We start from the raw sequence: 16,598 nt of genomic DNA, 5'->3' as shown, positions 1-16,598 counted from the left end.
GCTTATGACCTGTTCTTGATCGTTGCTTGCGCCGCAGCCAAACGGGCGACAGGCACGCGGAACGGTGAACAGGAAACGTAGTCCAGTCCAACTTTATCGCAGAAGCTGATCGATGCCGGATCACCGCCATGCTCACCGCAAATACCGATCTTCATAGCCGGATTGATCGAGCGGCCTCTTTCAAAACCAATACGAACCAGCTCGCCAACACCGTCTTCGTCGATAGAGACAAACGGATCTTTCTCCATTAGTCCCTTTTCTTGATAGCGACCCAAGAACGAGGCTGCATCATCACGAGAGATACCGTAGGTCGTCTGCGTTAGATCGTTTGTTCCGAATGAGAAGAACTGGGCAGAGCCTGCAATTTCTTCAGCTCGTAGCGCTGCACGAGGAAGCTCGATCATCGTACCGACGGTGTAGTCGAAAGCCACGCCGGTTTCTGAACGAACAGCGTCAGCCGTGCGAACAACGATATCGCGAACAATATCCAGCTCCTTCTTCATACCAACGAGTGGAACCATCACCTCCGGCAGTACAGGAGTGCCTGTCCGCTTGATAACGTCTGCGGCGGCCTCAAAAATCGCCCTTGCCTGCATCTCTGCGATTTCAGGGAACGATACAAGAAGACGGCAGCCACGATTACCGAGCATAGGGTTGAACTCATGAAGCTCCATCGCACGCTCGCGTAGGTCTTCAGGGTCAACCTTCATAACAGCCGCAACCTCTGCAATCTCTGCATCGGTCTTTGGCAGGAACTCATGAAGCGGCGGATCAAGCAAGCGAATGGTAACAGGCAGCTCGCCCATCAGCTCGAAGATCTCGGTGAAGTCCTTGCGCTGCATCGGCAGCAACTTCGCCAAAGCCGCACGGCGGTCATTTTCCGTATCGGCTAGGATCATCTCGCGAACTGCGATAATGCGATCCCCTTCAAAGAACATATGCTCGGTGCGGCAAAGGCCAATACCTTCCGCGCCAAAGCCAAGAGCAGCTTTAACATCGGCAGGCGTTTCTGCGTTTGTGCGCACCTGCAAGCGGCGCAGCTCATCAGCCCACTGCATGATCTTCTGGAAGTCGCCAGAGATGTCCGGCTGCTGCATTGCCACTTGACCGGCAATAACCTGACCAGAGCCACCATCAATGGTGATGATGTCGCCCTTCTTAAAGCTCCTGCCCTCAATGCTCATTGTACCGCGAAGGGTATCAACACGCACTGAGCCAGCACCGGCAACACACGGCTTACCCATACCACGGGCCACCACTGCTGCATGGCTTGTCATACCACCGCGAGCGGTAAGAATGCCTTCAGCAGCGTGCATTCCGTGAATGTCTTCAGGACTGGTTTCGATACGTACCAGAACAACCTTCTCGCCGTTGGCTTTTTCAGTCTCGGCATCATCTGCCGTAAACACAACAGCACCGCTTGCGGCACCCGGAGAAGCAGGCAGACCCGTGGTAAGAACGTCAAGCTCCGCCCCCGGCGCGATGGTCGGATGGAGCAGCTGGTCAAGAGCTGCCGGATCAATACGGCTAACCGCTTCTTCCTTGGAAATGAGACCTTCTGCTTCCATATCAACGGCAATCTTCAAAGCCGCTTTCATGGTCCGCTTGCCTGTTCTGGTCTGCAACATCCAGAGTTTGCCCCGTTCAACGGTAAACTCCAGATCCTGCATTTCGCGGAAGTGTCCTTCGAGCTTGTCGCATACGGCAACAAACTCATCGAAAATCGGAGGCATCAGCCGCTCAAGCGACGGCTTGTCAGAGTTTGCAGCCTCGCGTGCGGCTTCGGTAATATCCTGCGGGGTACGAATACCAGCAACAACATCCTCGCCCTGTGCGTTGACCAAAAACTCACCGTAGAGGCTCTTTTCACCGTTCGACGGGTTACGGGTAAAGGCCACACCGGTTGCGCAGTCTTCGCCCATATTGCCGAACACCATGGCCTGCACGTTTACAGCGGTGCCCCAATCCTCGGGAATATCATGAAGCTTTCGGTAGGTTCGTGCACGCGGCACCATCCATGACTTGAACACAGCCCCGACAGCGCCCCAAAGCTGTTCGTATGGGTCGCTTGGAAACGGCTCTTCAAGCTCTTCTTCTACCAGCTCTTTATAGGAGGCGACGATGGCCTTCCAATCATCTGCGCTAAGGTCGGTATCGAGCACGTGGTCGTGCTCTTCCTTGTAGTCTTCGAGAATGTCTTCAAACTCGCCAACATCAAGACCCATAACCACATCGCAGTACATCTGAATAAAGCGGCGGTAACTGTCGTAGGCAAAGCGCTCATCACCAGACTTGCGGGCAAGTGCTTCTACCGTTGTGTCGTTAAGGCCAAGGTTGAGGACCGTATCCATCATACCCGGCATAGAAACCCGCGCACCGGAGCGAACCGAAAGCAGCAGCGGGTTTTCAGCGTCGCCAAAGACTTTGCCGGTAATTTCCTCAACCGCTTGTACAGCAGAAAGAACCTGCCCTTGCAGCGTATCAGGATAGGTTTGGCCGGAAGAATAATAGTGCGTGCAGACTTGAGTTGTAATCGAGAATCCAGGAGGAACAGGAAGCCCCAAAAGGGCCATTTCTGCAAGATTAGCGCCCTTACCTCCCAGTAGGTTGCGCATAGAGGCATCACCCTCTGTTTTATCTCCACCGAAAACGTAGACCCACTTTGTCATGGTGCCCCCCGTTTGAGTTATGAGGCTGTGCGCGTTCACCTTGGAACAAGTGGGTTGCAGCGCAACTCCTCTGATTACGACATGTCCAGTTTACCACTTTGGCGCTTTTACACCCTTCGAGAAAATACGGATATACACCGCAATTAGAGCAAAACCTCTTCAAAAAGCCTCAAAATAACGCTCAAATGCTCATCTATTTACCAATGCCACATTGCATTTCTATAAGATAAACTCATTCTTATAAGTCCGACCTGCAAGTTGGATGTCGATAAAACCGTTATTCAAGAGGGTAATACCTGAAGAAGCCCCGAGTCGAACAAGGCTCCCAAACAGAGAGACATGAACTTGAGAAGCATTCGCGTACATAACCGTCCTCAATCACTCTCCGCTGTAAGTACACTGGGAGATAAATGGAGAGCGTCGGTCAGCGCCCTTGCTCTAGCCTCACTTGTTATGGCTGGCTGCATTATCGGCAGTGGTCAGGCGCGTGCGAACAACGCTGACGCCTTTGGCGATCCGGTAACCCTTTCAGGTAGCTACCTTTCCGGACGAAGTGCCCTTTTAGCGCAGGACCTAGATGAAGCGTCGCGCTATTTCTCGGTTGCGCTCTCCAAAGACCCTGAAAACTACTATTTGCAGGACCGCGCTTTTGTAACCGCACTTGCCAATGGCGAGTTCAACAAAGCGCTTCCGCTCGTGGAGCCGATCTGGGTGAATGACCCCGATCACTTCCTTTCCCATTTCGCAGCTGCAACCGAAGCACTCAAGCTTGGCAAATATAAGGAGGCTACTGCTTTACTCGACAAGGGTGACGTAAATCCCCTTTCCCGCCTGACCTTTGCCATTATGTCCGCTTGGGCAAGCGCTGGTATTGGAGACACTCAGAAGGGCCTTGAGGAGCTGGAGGCGGTTGAAGGCCCTGCTTGGTTTGATCTGTTTGCGAGCTATAGCGCTGGCCTGCTTCTGGAAGCAGAAGGCAACTGGGAAGCGGCAAACGAGCGCTACAAAGACGCGTATAAAAGCGATCCAGGTGCCCTTCGCATTGCAAACGCCTATGCGCGTTCCCTTGCTGCTACTGGCAAGCAAAAAGAGGCCATTGAAGTACTGGACGCCTACGACTTCCTCGTTCCAGATCACCCAGTGCTGCTTCAAACGCGCAAGGTAATTACCGATGGCAAAACCTTCGAGCCGACCGTAAATAGTCCGGCAGAAGGCGTTGCAGAGGCACTTTACAGTCTTGGTGCTGCAATCAGCCGTGACGGCCAAGAGCTGTCCGCTGTGTACCTTCAATCAGCAGCGCATCTTGACCCGTCCCTTGACGCCACCGCGATTGCGCTTGGCGCATTGTTTGACCAGATGGGCAAGCCTGAGCGCGCCATCGATTACCTTTCCAAGGTCGATGAAAGCTCGCCAATGAAGCGCGAAGCCGAAATCCAGATCGGTCTGCACTACAATACACTTGATCGTTTGGATGATGCGCGCAAGCACCTTGAAGCACTGATCAAGAGCGATCCGAAAGACGTGGAAGCAGCCGCTTCCCTTGCCAACGTGCTGCGTTCCCACTCCCAGTTCGCGGATGCAGAAAAAGCATACTCTCTGGCTTTGGATGGCCTAACGGAAATTAAAGGCAACGACTGGACCCTGCTTTACTTCCGCGGAATTACCCGCGAGCGTCTGGGCAAATGGCCGGAAGCGGAAAAGGATTTCCGCGAAGCTCTGACTTACAAAAAAGATCAGCCGATGATCTTGAACTATCTGGGTTATTCCCTCGTTGATCGCGGTGAAAAGCTTGATGAAGCTCTGGGCATGATCGAGTCTGCGGTCAACCTTCGCCCGAAAGACGGTTACATCGTTGATAGCCTTGGCTGGGCTTTCTACAAGCTTGGCCGTTATGAAGAGGCGGTTGAGCAGCTTGAGCGCGCAGTAGACCTGCGCCCGCAGGACCCTATCATCAACGATCACTTAGGTGATGCCTATTGGAAAGTCGGCCGCAAACTAGAAGCTCGCTTCAAATGGAACCACGCAAGAGACCTCAATCCAGAACCGAAGGACCTTGAGCGTATTCTTGAAAAAATAGCGAACGGTTTGCCAGAGGAACCACAAAAAGAAAGTGCCGAGGCTGCCAATACCTCCGCCAACGATGGATAATCAAACCTGATGAACGCTATTGTTTCATCCCCAACGCAGGTCGAGGAACTCGCCCGTGCGAAAGTAAACCTCGCCCTGCACGTCACCGGTCAGCGTGAAGATGGCTACCACCTGCTCGACAGTGTGGTTGTGTTTCCAGAGTTTGGAGACCGCCTCACGCTTGCGCCTTCTGACGCAACTTCGCTTGATATTGAAGGTCCGTTTGCAGACCTCCTGCCCGGAGACCAAACAGGCAACCTCATTTTTAAGGCAGCACAGCTTCTTGCAGAGAGCGTTCCCAATTCTCGCGGCGCAATGATCGGCATGGTAAAAGCGCTGCCGGTTTCTGCCGGCATCGGCGGCGGCTCTGCAGATGCTGCAGCCACCTTTAGAGCGCTAACCCGCCTTTGGGGTATCTCTCCTTCCAAGCAGGAGCTGGAAAAGCTGGCAGCACGCCTTGGCGCGGATGTGCCTATGTGCCTGCAATCAAACCCTATCCGCTGCCGTGGCATAGGTGAGATTATCGAGCCAATTCCGGCACTGCCAAAAGGCGCTCTGGTCCTTGTAAATCCGGGTGTGAGCCTTGCAACTCCTGTTGTGTTTGAAGCCCTTCAGAACAAGAAGAACTCTGGCCTGCCTCAAATGCCGGAAAAATTCGCCAGTATCCAAGGGCTTGCGGAGTGGCTAAAGAGCTGCCGCAACGATTTGCAGGCACCAGCGACTACGCTTGTTCCTGAGATTGCTGACGTTATTTCTGTACTCCAGTCCCAGCCGGAAACGCTTCTGGCGAGAATGTCCGGCTCTGGCGCAACATGCTTTGCTCTTTGCAGCTCACTCGCAGCAGCACAGCAGCTTGAAGAACGTATTCGCGATAACCGTCCTAACTGGTGGTGCGTCGCTGCGCCTTTCTAAGTTGGCAGACAGATAGAAATAAAAAAGCCAGTATCTCGCGATACTGGCTTTTTTTATCCAAATTTGCTCGCTGCGTTAGTTCACGCGGGCAATGCAGAACTCTACAGCCTCGCGCAGTGCTTCCTTCTGCGCACCATCAGGCAGCTTACCAAGAGCAGCAATAGCAGCCGCACCAAAATCACGCGCACGCTTGATTGTATCATCCAAAGCGCCAGTGCTCTTCAGCAGGCCAATTGCATGCTCAAGGTCGCCGTCTTTGATGTCGCCATCTTCAAGGCAGCGCTTCCAGAACGCACGATCTTCGTCAGAGCCACGCTGCAGCGCGTAGATGATCGGCAGAGTGATTTTGCCTTCGTGGAAATCGTCGCCCACGTCTTTGCCAAGATCAGCGGTTGATCCGCCGTAGTCCAGAACGTCATCAACCAACTGGAAGGCAAGACCAAGGCTCATACCGAAATCGCGGGCTGCGGCACGTTTTTCCGCGCCCATATCGCAAATCTCAGGGCCAACCTCACAGGCAGCTGCAAACAGCGCTGCGGTCTTGGCTTCAATAACCTGCATGTACTGTGCTTCGTTGGTGGCGGTATCCTGCGCAGCACCGAGCTGGAGAACCTCACCTTCAGCAATGATAGCAGAGGCTTCCGACAGGATGCGCAGCGCTTCCAAAGAGCCCACATCAACCATCATCTTGAAGGCCTGACCAAGCAGATAATCGCCAACCAGAACACTGGCCTGATTGCCCCAGAGCTTACGTGCGGCCAGCTTACCGCGGCGCATATCGCTCTCGTCCACCACATCATCATGCAGCAAGGTCGCGGTATGCATGAACTCAACGCTTGCTGCGAGAATAACATCGCCTTCGCCTTGGTAGCCAAACATCTTGGAGAACGCCAAGGTCAGCATAGGGCGCAAGCGCTTACCACCGGAATCAATCAGATGACGGGCGATTTCAGGAATGAGATCCACATTGGAACCAGCTTTGGAAAGGATAAGCCGGTTAACAGCTTCCATATCCTCTGCTACAAGATCAACCAGAGTTTGAATACTGGATTTATTGGAGTTCTGCTCTTTCAAACTAACCACGCCCACGAGTTGCCATCTCCCAGTACAATTTGGCAGGACAATAGGTCGCGTAGCTGGCATGGGCAAGGCTTGTTCAGGAATTCTTCGTCTAAGTAATGAGCAATTCACCTTTTTTCCGCCATATTTGGGCACTTGCCCACATAAGGATATAAAACGAGAGATCCATGGAAGAACTGTTGCGCACCAATGATGCTGTTTTGATTTCCTATGTCGAAGCTCTACTCAAAGATGCAGGGCTGGAATATTTCATAGCCGACACAAATATGAGCGTTATGGAAGGCTCTCTCGGTTTCCTTCCTCGCAGAATTCTTGTAGATGGCACTCAGCTAGAAAACGCCCGCACCATGCTTCACGAAGCTGGTCTGGGTAACGAACTCAAATAACGTCAGTTTTGCCAATTACCTATGCAGCATCAGTTTGAACCGGTCGCCATTGAAGACGGCGCTTACACAAAAGACAAGTTTCTGGACGGCCAGATTTTGATGCTGCAACCGGCAAAAGGTAGGCACAGAACCGGCCTTGATGCTGTGTACCTTGCCGCCTCCCTACCGGAAGGCACAAAGGGCCATGTCGTTGATTTGGGAACCGGTGTTGGTACTGCTGCATTTTGCGCGGCCCACCGTTTGCCCGATATAACCTGCACGGGCGTTGATATGGACGATGTCGTTCTAACGCTTGCGGGTAAATCGCTGGAACAGCCGGAAAACAGCCACTTCAAGGACCGCGTAAAGCTCATGAAGGCGGACATTACCGCCAAGGGCCAACTGCGCCACTCTCAAGGGCTTGTTCCGAAAATGGCTGACCATGTCATTATGAACCCGCCCTACTACAGCAACACCCGCTTTACAGTGACCCCGCAAGGTGCGCGCGCCACTGCCCACGCGCTGGATGATCGCGGTGTTGAACCATGGATCCGCACCGCCAAGGACATCTTGAAGCCAAATGGCACCCTTTCGGTGATCTTTCGTTCAGAAGACATGATGCCCCTGTTAAAGGCGATGGAAGGCCGGTTTGGCTCAATTGATATCATTCCGCTCTATCCTGCACCTGGCTTACCGTCCAATCGGGTAATCGTGCGCGGTATTTGCGACAGCAAAGGCCCGGTACGACTACTGCCCGGTTTTGACATCCACTGCGAACGTGGCGGCGAATTTACCGAGCACGCCAAGGGCATCTTGCGTACCGGCCTTGGTCTTACCGTTCCAGCTCGGTAAGAACGGCCTCTACTGAAGACTGGGCGAATACCGGCCAAGCCCTCTACGTCAGTTTTTCCATTCCCTCCCTGTTGAAACTGCGTATCACCACGTATGATACGCAGTGCGTCGGGATTCGCCTTTAAGCGAAGCCGCACCTCGGTAACAGGGAAAGGAACGGCATGTCTGAAAGCGCTCTGCCAAACTCCATTGAAGAGACACAGGAGCTGCTTGCCTCCGGTAGTTACGTGGCAGATCGTTCGCTTGCCACCGTTCTCCACCTTGCGCTCAAAATGGGCCGGCCGCTTTTCCTTGAAGGGGAAGCGGGCGTCGGTAAAACCGAGATCGCCAAAGTGCTGTCGCAAGCCTTGGGGCGCCCGCTGGTTCGCTTGCAGTGTTATGAGGGCTTGGATATTTCCACCGCAGTTTACGAATGGAACTACGCTGCGCAAATGCTAGAGATCAGAGTTTCCGAAGCCTCTGGTGAAACTGACAAGAAGGCATTGGCAGAGTCCATTTATTCGCCATCGTTCCTCATCCGCCGACCTGTTTTGCAAGCGTTGGAGAGCGGCGAGAACGGTGCGCCAATCTTTCTTATCGATGAGTTGGACCGCACCGACGAAGCCTTTGAAGCGTTTCTGCTGGAAGTCCTTGCTGACAATCAGGTGACCATTCCAGAGCTTGGAACCATCAAGGCAGACGAGCCACCGATCACCATCATCACCACGAACCGCACACGCGAAATTCACGACGCGCTGAAACGGCGCTGCCTCTACCACTGGCTGGATTATCCTGACGCTGCCCGCGAACTTGAGATTGTTCGCAACAAGCGCCCGCAGGCAAGTGAGGAACTGGCGCGTAGCGTTGTTGCTTTCGTTCAGCGCCTGCGAGCAGAAGAAAACCTCTTCAAAGCACCCGGCGTTGCAGAAACCTTGGACTGGGCCACAGCGCTTACAGAACTTAACGAGGTGGCTCTTGATCCGGAAATGGTGAGCGACACCCTAGGCGCGTTGCTCAAGTATCAAGAGGATATTGACCGCATCAAAGGCTCCAAGGCTCGCGAACTGGTGGATCAGGTAAGGCAGCAGGTCGCAGAAGAAATGCGAGCTGAAAAAGGCCTCACCCAGCCTGTTTTCTAATTTGCATCTAAAAGGAGCAAGTCACTGTCTGCCAACGGCCGCATAACCGAGAACATCGTCCACTTTGCGCGCACCCTGCGCAAGGCTGGCCTGCCTGTTGGCCCTGCTCAGGTTGTCGACGCAGTGGATGCCGTTCTTGCCAATGGCCTTGAAAGCAGACAGGACCTTTATTGGACCCTGCATAGTGTCTTCGTCAAAAAACGGGAGCAGCGCCCCGTCTATGACGAAGCGTTCCGTATCTACTGGCAAACCCACGGGCTGGTAGAGAAGATGCTATCCATACTCTCCCCTGTAGCGCCGTCCGGCCAGCGAGAACCGGAAAAGCCTAAGGCAGGCCAAACCCGCATTGCTAATGCATTCGAGCAGAACAAAAAGCGGCCCGCCAAGGAGACCGTTCCGCAAGTCGAAGTCGATGCAAAATTCACTGTCTCCGGCAAGGAACTGCTGCAAAAGAAAGACTTTGCGCAGATGAACCAGCAGGAGATTGATGAAGCCAAGAGAGCGATCTCCGCACTCCAAATGCCGGTTGATCTGGTTAAGACGCGCCGCTTGGTTGCCGCCCCGCGTGGACGGATCGATCCAAGGCGCACCATGCAGGCATCGGTAAGACATGGAACCGATGCCATTGAGCTGAAAATGCGCCGCCCTGCCCTGAAGCATCCGCCGATTGTCGCCCTCTGCGATATCTCCGGTTCCATGACGCAGTACACGCGGCTTATTCTTCACTTCCTTCACGCGCTGACGGAATCCCGAAACAACGTCCATACATTTCTGTTTGGTACGCGCCTCACTAACATCACACGATCTTTGAAGCGCAAAGATCCCGACGAGGCGCTGGATGCCTGCACTCAAGATGTAGAGGACTGGTCCGGCGGCACCCGCATTGCAGCTTCCATTGGGGAGTTCAACAAGGTCTGGGCCCGCCGCGTCCTCTCAGGAAACCCAGTTGTGCTGCTCATTACAGATGGCCTTGAACGAGAGAGCGACGAAAACCTATCTACTGAAATGGACCGGCTGCACCGCTCTTGTCGGCGTCTGGTATGGTTAAACCCGCTGCTCCGTTTTGAGGGGTTTGAGGCGCGGGCCAAAGGCATTCGTGCCATGCTGCCCCATGTGGACGAGTTTCGCACTGTCCACTCGCTAGAGGCGGTCTCTGGGCTCTGTGAAGCCCTATCGGGCAGCAGATCATCCTTGGAGGTAGACCCGAAACGCTACCTTGAAGCCTAATGGGGAGGAAGAACAATGACCTACATTGATACAGCCGTTACTCCGGTCAAAACAGATAAGAAGGAAGCCTATACAGAGGTCTCGGCAATGATGGCACAGGTGTTCAAGAAAGCAGGTGCTTTAAGCGTGACTGAGCTTTGGGCGCTGGATGCTCCCTATGGTGAGAGAACTTCGTTTCCCCGCGCAGTAGAATTGCAACCGGATGAAACCCCTGTCCTTTCCATGATTATATGGCCATCGAAAGAGGCGCGCGACATTGGCATGCACAACGCCATGCAAGACGCTAGCATGCAAAGCGCGTTCAAAACCGGCCTTTTTGATGGAGCGCGGATGATCTTCGCTTCGTTCGAGCGTATCGTGGACGTTTGATCGTCCCTGCTTAACCGGCTAGGAAGCAACACGATCTCAAACCGACGTAAACAGGCACAGAGAAGCCTGTTTACCCGTCCTGAACGAGTGCGCAATAGCGCCCAGTCGCCTGTAATTCCTCAGCGTCCTTCGGCTGCAAAACAACGCCAATCTGGCTATCCGGCTTTTCAAGAATGGCGGCGATTTCATATAGCCCGACCAAACGGCATTGGTCATTTTCAAAAGTCGGCGTGCCGGTTATCTCAAGTGATACCTTGCCCTGATCTAGGTCTTGATGATCGACTTCCCAAAAAAGCGTGGTCACTCCGTCCTTGACAATGGCGGCGCAGCTATTCACATCCTGCTCCAGAAAATCCAGAATGACCTCCAGCACAAGGTTCTGGATTAGCGGCGGTGGGTAATTCAAATGCAAATCCTTCGCCACCATGCTTTCCCAATGAGGAATGGGGACGCGTTCATCATCCGGCTTACACTCGGCAAAAGTTTGCGGACCTGCAAGCGCGAGAGATTGAAATCCCAAGAGTGCCGCTGCGGCGATGGTGCAAAGCCGTGTCATTTGGTTCCCATTTGCTCAAGGTTGATTGCATGAATAGCTTTTAGGCGATTGAGACACTGCAGCTTGCCGACCGGCCGCGCAGCCTCATCTGCCAGTAGCGCTTCCATCAGCTTACAGTTCATGTCGCGGAAGTTGCCCCACTTCTGCTGAAGCTCATCAAGGTCGGCCTTAACCTCGTCACTAGCACCTTCAACAAGGCGCTCGTACGCGCTGTCCATTCGCTGGGTCCATAAATCGTCTTCGAGTTTGATGCATGTGCTGATGCTATCGACGCTCGGAGTTTTGTTTGCTGCTTGGCAGATTTCAATGACCTTGCCAATGCAATTGTAGGAGTTAAAACGGTCCCCGTTAGCCTCGTTAAGACATGCCTCAAACACATCCTTTTCTTTTGGTCCGGGTTGATTGAGGTTGGTTGCCCATAGTCCTGTAGTAGTGCCTGCCAAAATGAGACAGGCTGCGCATACTCGAAAAAGCATAGTGGCCTCTTTTGAGATCTTCTTATCGCCCAGTATCGGGCGAAGCGGGTAAACTTCGGCCTACTAAATCATGGAAAGTGGGCATGAATATACCCTAGCGTTTACAATCTATTACAAACAGGAAATGAAATTCATCTGGCATAGATGAGGTTGGTTGGAAGTCTTACGATCTCTAATACAAAAAGCCCCGATCCACATAAGGACCGGGGCTTTTATAGACATCTAGTCAACTAGACAAATACGAGTTCATATAACTCTTATTTGTAGTCGTACTGGCCGTCTTTCCACTCGTACCAAACGTAGCCTGGCAGGGAAACGTCACCCTTGTCGTCGAAGGAGAGTTCGCCCAGAACGGTCTGGAAAGAACCGTTGTCCAGCTGCTCAACAACTGCGTCGAAGTCGGTGGAACCGGCTGCGTTTGCAGCAGCTGCCCATGCCTGGATCGCAGCGTAGGTGTAAAGAGCATAACCTTCAGCGGTTTTGCCAGCTGCTTCAAGAGCTGCAACAACTGGAGCTGCTTCAGCGTTCTTACGTGGGTCTGGAGAGAAGGTCATCAAAGTGCCTTCGCCAGCTGGGCCAGTGATGGACCAGTACTCATCGGTCACAAGCGCGTCACCGGAGATGAGGATGGTGTCCATACCCTGATCCTGCATCTGACGCTTAATCAGACCAGCTTCAGTGTGGTAACCGCCAACGTAAAGAACGTCGATGCCTTCAGCTTTCAGCTTGGAAACAAGAGCTGTGTAGTCTTTTTCACCAGCGGTGAATGCTTCGTACAGAGCTTCTTCTTTGCCTGCTGCGTTCATGACAGCTTTGGTCGCATCAGCCAGACCCTTACCGTATGCGGTCTTGTCGTGGATGATTGCGATGTTCTTGTCTTTGTATTCGGTCGCAAGGGTTGTACCTGCAACTTCACCCTGCTGGTCATCACGACCACAAACGCGGTACGTACCTGGACCAGGACGCTCGTCGGTGTACTTAGGGTTGGTAGATGCAGGAGTGATCTGAACGATGCCTTCTTCCGCATACACCTGAGATGCAGGGATAGAAGAACCAGAGCAGAAGTGACCAGCCATGAATGCTACGTCTTTACCAACCATCTGGTTAGCAACAGCAACAGCCTGCTTAGGGTCACAAGCGTCATCGCCTACTTCCAGAACAAGCATTTCGCCGTTAACGCCACCAGCTGCGTTGATGTCAGCAACTGCCTGCTCAGCACCGGCTTTCATCTGCGCGCCGAAGGAAGCGTACTGACCGGTCATTGGACCTGCAGTCGCAATAGTGATGTCTGCCATCGCTGCGCTGGACATTGCCATTGCGGAGATACCGGCGACACTCGCCAAAAGATACTTTTTCATTTTAACTCCCCTGGTTTCAGGTTATCTCTGAACCATCATCAAGTATTTTGGACAGCCAACTGCCCGGCAGGCAGTCCGTACTGCCTCAGGAACCTCTTCAACGAATGAGCCCCTCTGACTTCATCTGCTTTGAAGGTTCCGCTAGGGCTAGTTTGACCCAGCCCTAGAAGCTTTTGCAACTTACAATTCCGTAAATATACTTATATTTAGTAGCTATCGTCCCGACCGGGCTTCAAAACCCAGGTAAATGGACTGCTTTTGCGGTAAAGCCAGCTGTATTGGGTTGTCATTTGAGTAGTGCGGGTGATGCGCCATCCCGCCAGACCGATGCCAGCAAGAATCACATAATCGACTACGAACAACTGCACTGACAGCAGCGGCTCCTCGAACAAGGCAAACGAGAGGAAGCGCATTGCCAAGGTCAGCAGGAACATGAACCACATCAGCGTCCACAGTGGACGCCATGTGCGAGCCACTGCGCGCCCTGTTGCATAGGCTGCCAAACCACCAAGCCCCAAGACGAGGAAGATGAACACCCAGATAGAACTTGCGTACAAAATACCCATCATCGCCTCCTAGTGTGCCCCGCCTTCCAGATACGCCGCTTTCACGTCCTCACGTGCCAGCAGTTCGGATCCGGTACCGCTCATGGTAATGACGCCGTTCACCATCACATAACCGCGATGAGCCAATTTCAGCGCGTGGTAAGCGTTCTGCTCAACGAGGAACACAGTCAGACCATCGCGTTCGTTCAGTTCTTTAATCGCGTCAAAGATCTGCTTCACGATGATTGGAGCCAGACCCAAGGACGGCTCGTCCAGAAGCAACAAACGCGGACGGCTCATCAACGCACGGGCAATGGCCAGCATCTGCTGTTCACCACCTGAAAGCGTACCGCCGCGCTGCCCCTGACGTTCTTTCAAACGCGGGAACAGCTTGAACACGCGAGCCAGATCTTCCTCATAGGTCGATCCGTCGGTGACCATTGCGCCCATCATCAGGTTCTCAAGAACCGTCATACGCGGAAAGATGCGACGCCCTTCCGGCGACTGGGCAATACCGGTGCGCATGATCTCGAAGGTCGGCTTGTAGGTGATGTTCTCACCAGCGTATTCGACATCACCGTTACGGGCCTGCGGCGTGCCACAAACAGTCATCATCAAGGTAGACTTGCCTGCACCGTTCGCACCGATAATGGTTACGATTTCGCCCTCATAGATATCCATGTCGATACCTTTGAGTGCCTGAATTTTACCGTAGAAGGTTTCGACCCCGCGAACCTTCAAGAGTGGCTGGGCTGAACTCATAGACCAACCTCCTGTTCCACTGTGTCCACCTCATCGTCATCAACGCCAAGATAGGCGGCGATAACGTGCGGATCGTTCTTTACGAATTCAGGATCGCCGTCGGAAATCTTCACACCATAGTCGAGAACAACCACGTGATCGGAGATCTCCATAACAACCGACATGTCGTGCTCGATAAGAAGAACAGAGGTGTCATGCTCCTTGCGGATGTACATGAGCAGCTCGTTCAGCTCGGCACTTTCTTTCGGGTTAAGACCGGCAGCCGGTTCATCAAGACACAAAAGCTCAGGGCCGGTACACATAGCGCGTGCAATTTCCAAGCGGCGCTGGTCACCATATGGAAGATCAGCTGCTGGATTATCAGCACGGTCAATCAAGCCGGTACGTTCCAGCCAGTACTTGGCCTTCTCGACAGCCTCATTGCTGGCACGCTTATAGGTCGGCAGTCCGAACAGGCCGCCAACGGTGTGTTGGGAAGCAACCATGAGCGGGTTGTGCTGTGCTACCATCAGGTTTTCCAGAATGGTCATACCGCCGAACAGACGGATATTCTGGAAGGTACGGGCAACCTTTGCCTGTGCCGAAATCTTGAAGTCCGGCATGCGTTCCAGCAGGTACTTCTCACCGCCAGAACGTGCCATCACAAGACGGCCCTCAGTCGGCTTATAAAAACCGGTAACGCAGTTGAACACGGTGGTCTTACCGGCACCATTGGGGCCGATAAGAGCTGTAATTTCACCGCGACCTACGTTGAAGGACAGGTCGTTGATCGCTACCAGACCACCAAAGCGCATGGTCAGATGTTCGATCTTGAGTACTGGATTATTATCCCAAGATTTCATTGTATTACTCATCCTGTACCCTCCTGCACCAGATCGGCAGAGATACCTTTTGCGTTCTTGGAGAGCGCAATAGATGGGGTACGGCTGGAAATGAGACCACGCGGTTTCCAAACCATGATGACAACCATCAAGAGACCGAAGACGAGCATTCGATATTCTTCAAACTCGCGGAAGAACTCGAAGCCGCCGATCATCACCACAGATGCGATCACCACACCAACCTGAGAGCCCAGACCACCAAGAACAACGATGGCGAGGATCACGGCCGATTCCATAAAGGTGAAACTTTCTGGAGAGATGAAGCCCTGACGGGTTGCGAAGAACGAGCCGGCGAAACCACCGAACATCGCGCCAAGAGCAAATGCAGTCAGCTTGGTGTTCGTTGTGTTGATGCCCAAAGAGCGGCATGCAATCTCGTCTTCACGCAATGCTTCCCATGCGCGGCCAATTGGCAGGCGGCGCAGGCGGTTGGTCACGATATTGGTGACAAGCGCCATGATGAGAATGAGGTAGTAAAGGAAGATGATGCGGTGAATGGAGCTGTACTTAAGCCCGAAGAAGTCCGCAAAACCACCCTCGCCTCTTGTGAACTCAAGACCGAAGAAGCTTGGACGCGGGATGCCGGAAAGACCGTCTGGACCACCGGTAAACTCGTACCAGTTAAGCAGCACAACGCGGATAATCTCACCAAAGGCCAGCGTCACAATCGCGAGATAGTCACCGCGCAATCGCAAGACCGGGAAGCCAAGGATAATACCCCAGAATGCAGCCAGAATACCGGCGAGCGGCAGGCAGAGCCAGAACGAGAACCCGAAGTAGTGAGCCAGAAGCGCGTAGGAATATGCACCCACCGCGTAAAAGGCCACGTAACCAAGGTCCAGAAGGCCAGCAAGACCAACCACGATATTCAGGCCCCAACCCAGCATCACATAAGTGAGAACCAGAATAGCAAGGTCAATATACTGACGTGAGCCACGTGAACCCAGCCAGTACATGAGCAGGAATGGCAGAATTACAGCCAGAGCCAAAAGAACCGGCGTTGCAAAACGGCCCAGACCGCTGAAGGAGCTTACACTTGGCAGGAGGCTGCCCAGCCGAGGCTTTTCGGTATCCTCTTTCTTCCAATAGAAGAGATTGAGAACAAAACGGCCAACGAAGACGATTGCGACAGCCATAGCGACAGCGGCCCAACGGTCTTCGATAAACAGTTCCGCGCCGCGGCCAGAGGCCACATCAACCTTCATGCCAACCATTACCAGAGCCATTAGCAATGCAATAACTGCACCACCCACAGCGTCCTTAAGGCTGGCAACCATGAGTGTATCTTTTTGCTTTTTCAT

General features: G+C 53.3%; 15 protein-coding genes and 1 pseudogene. 7 read left to right on the top strand and 9 right to left on the bottom strand.

What is annotated here, in order from left to right:
- Positions 1–2 precede the first annotated feature (2 nt).
- Positions 3–2,669, bottom strand: a complete 2,667-nt coding sequence (gene ppdK, locus E1162_RS19040) for a pyruvate, phosphate dikinase (protein WP_155134880.1) — start codon at positions 2,667–2,669, stop codon at positions 3–5.
- 339 nt (positions 2,670–3,008) lie between these two features.
- On the opposite strand from ppdK, the gene E1162_RS19035 reads away from it, so the two are divergent.
- Together E1162_RS19035 and E1162_RS19030 are read left to right on the top strand one after the other, a co-directional pair.
- Positions 3,009–4,817 (top strand): tetratricopeptide repeat protein, encoded by a 1,809-nt coding sequence (locus E1162_RS19035; RefSeq protein WP_155134877.1) that lies wholly within the window; start codon positions 3,009–3,011, stop codon positions 4,815–4,817.
- A gap of 9 nt (positions 4,818–4,826) precedes the next feature.
- The gene (locus E1162_RS19030) at positions 4,827–5,708 is read left to right on the top strand and encodes a 4-(cytidine 5'-diphospho)-2-C-methyl-D-erythritol kinase (RefSeq protein ID WP_155134875.1); all 882 of its coding nucleotides are present in this window, start codon (positions 4,827–4,829) and stop codon (positions 5,706–5,708) included.
- A 75-nt stretch (positions 5,709–5,783) separates the two neighbouring features.
- Here the strand turns inward: E1162_RS19030 and E1162_RS19025 are convergent, their stop codons facing one another.
- The gene (locus E1162_RS19025) at positions 5,784–6,797 is read right to left on the bottom strand and encodes a polyprenyl synthetase family protein (protein WP_371312022.1); all 1,014 of its coding nucleotides are present in this window, start codon (positions 6,795–6,797) and stop codon (positions 5,784–5,786) included.
- A 158-nt stretch (positions 6,798–6,955) separates the two neighbouring features.
- Here E1162_RS19025 and E1162_RS19020 point away from each other — a divergent pair, with 158 nt between their 5' ends.
- The 5 genes from E1162_RS19020 (at position 6,956) to E1162_RS19000 (ending at position 10,719) form a co-directional block, all read left to right on the top strand.
- Positions 6,956–7,174 carry a putative signal transducing protein gene (locus E1162_RS19020; protein ID WP_155134869.1) on the top strand — a complete coding sequence of 73 codons (219 nt, stop codon included), beginning with the start codon at positions 6,956–6,958 and terminating at the stop codon, positions 7,172–7,174.
- 21 nt (positions 7,175–7,195) lie between these two features.
- Positions 7,196–8,005, top strand: a complete 810-nt coding sequence (locus E1162_RS19015) for a tRNA1(Val) (adenine(37)-N6)-methyltransferase (RefSeq protein WP_155134866.1) — start codon at positions 7,196–7,198, stop codon at positions 8,003–8,005.
- A 161-nt stretch (positions 8,006–8,166) separates the two neighbouring features.
- Positions 8,167–9,123, top strand: a complete 957-nt coding sequence (locus E1162_RS19010) for an AAA family ATPase (RefSeq protein ID WP_155134863.1) — start codon at positions 8,167–8,169, stop codon at positions 9,121–9,123.
- 24 nt (positions 9,124–9,147) lie between these two features.
- Positions 9,148–10,350 (top strand): vWA domain-containing protein, encoded by a 1,203-nt coding sequence (locus E1162_RS19005; protein WP_155134860.1) that lies wholly within the window; start codon positions 9,148–9,150, stop codon positions 10,348–10,350.
- Between the two features lie 15 nt (positions 10,351–10,365).
- The gene (locus tag E1162_RS19000; protein ID WP_155134856.1) at positions 10,366–10,719 is read left to right on the top strand and encodes a DUF1428 domain-containing protein; all 354 of its coding nucleotides are present in this window, start codon (positions 10,366–10,368) and stop codon (positions 10,717–10,719) included.
- A gap of 70 nt (positions 10,720–10,789) precedes the next feature.
- On the opposite strand, the gene E1162_RS18995 is transcribed toward E1162_RS19000, so the two are convergent.
- The 7 genes and pseudogenes from E1162_RS18995 to livM all read right to left on the bottom strand — a co-directional run bounded on the left by E1162_RS18995 (position 10,790) and on the right by livM (position 16,598).
- Entirely contained in the window at positions 10,790–11,275 is a 486-nt protein-coding gene (locus tag E1162_RS18995) for a hypothetical protein (RefSeq protein ID WP_155134850.1), read from the bottom strand.
- Complete coding sequence (locus tag E1162_RS18990) at positions 11,272–11,751, bottom strand: lysozyme inhibitor LprI family protein (RefSeq protein WP_155134847.1); 480 nt, start codon at positions 11,749–11,751, stop codon at positions 11,272–11,274. Before E1162_RS18990 ends, E1162_RS18995 begins: the two co-directional genes overlap by 4 nt.
- Positions 11,752–12,008: 257 nt before the next feature.
- Positions 12,009–13,109 (bottom strand): branched-chain amino acid ABC transporter substrate-binding protein, encoded by a 1,101-nt coding sequence (locus E1162_RS18985; protein WP_155134844.1) that lies wholly within the window; start codon positions 13,107–13,109, stop codon positions 12,009–12,011.
- Positions 13,110–13,315: 206 nt separating this feature from the next.
- The gene (locus E1162_RS18980; RefSeq protein ID WP_155134841.1) at positions 13,316–13,675 is read right to left on the bottom strand and encodes a DUF6867 family protein; all 360 of its coding nucleotides are present in this window, start codon (positions 13,673–13,675) and stop codon (positions 13,316–13,318) included.
- A 9-nt stretch (positions 13,676–13,684) separates the two neighbouring features.
- The gene (locus E1162_RS18975) at positions 13,685–14,416 is read right to left on the bottom strand and encodes an ABC transporter ATP-binding protein (RefSeq protein ID WP_155134838.1); all 732 of its coding nucleotides are present in this window, start codon (positions 14,414–14,416) and stop codon (positions 13,685–13,687) included.
- A gap of 14 nt (positions 14,417–14,430) precedes the next feature.
- A pseudogene (locus tag E1162_RS18970) lies at positions 14,431–15,270 on the bottom strand (ABC transporter ATP-binding protein); the annotation flags it as partial.
- Positions 15,267–16,598, bottom strand: a complete 1,332-nt coding sequence (gene livM, locus E1162_RS18965) for a high-affinity branched-chain amino acid ABC transporter permease LivM (protein WP_155134834.1) — start codon at positions 16,596–16,598, stop codon at positions 15,267–15,269. The gene livM and the pseudogene E1162_RS18970, both read right to left, overlap by 4 nt.

Source organism: Pseudovibrio flavus, assembly GCF_009711345.1.
GTDB classification, from domain to species: Bacteria; Pseudomonadota; Alphaproteobacteria; order Rhizobiales; family Stappiaceae; genus Pseudovibrio; species Pseudovibrio flavus.
This window is presented reverse-complemented; position numbering and strand designations above follow the sequence as displayed.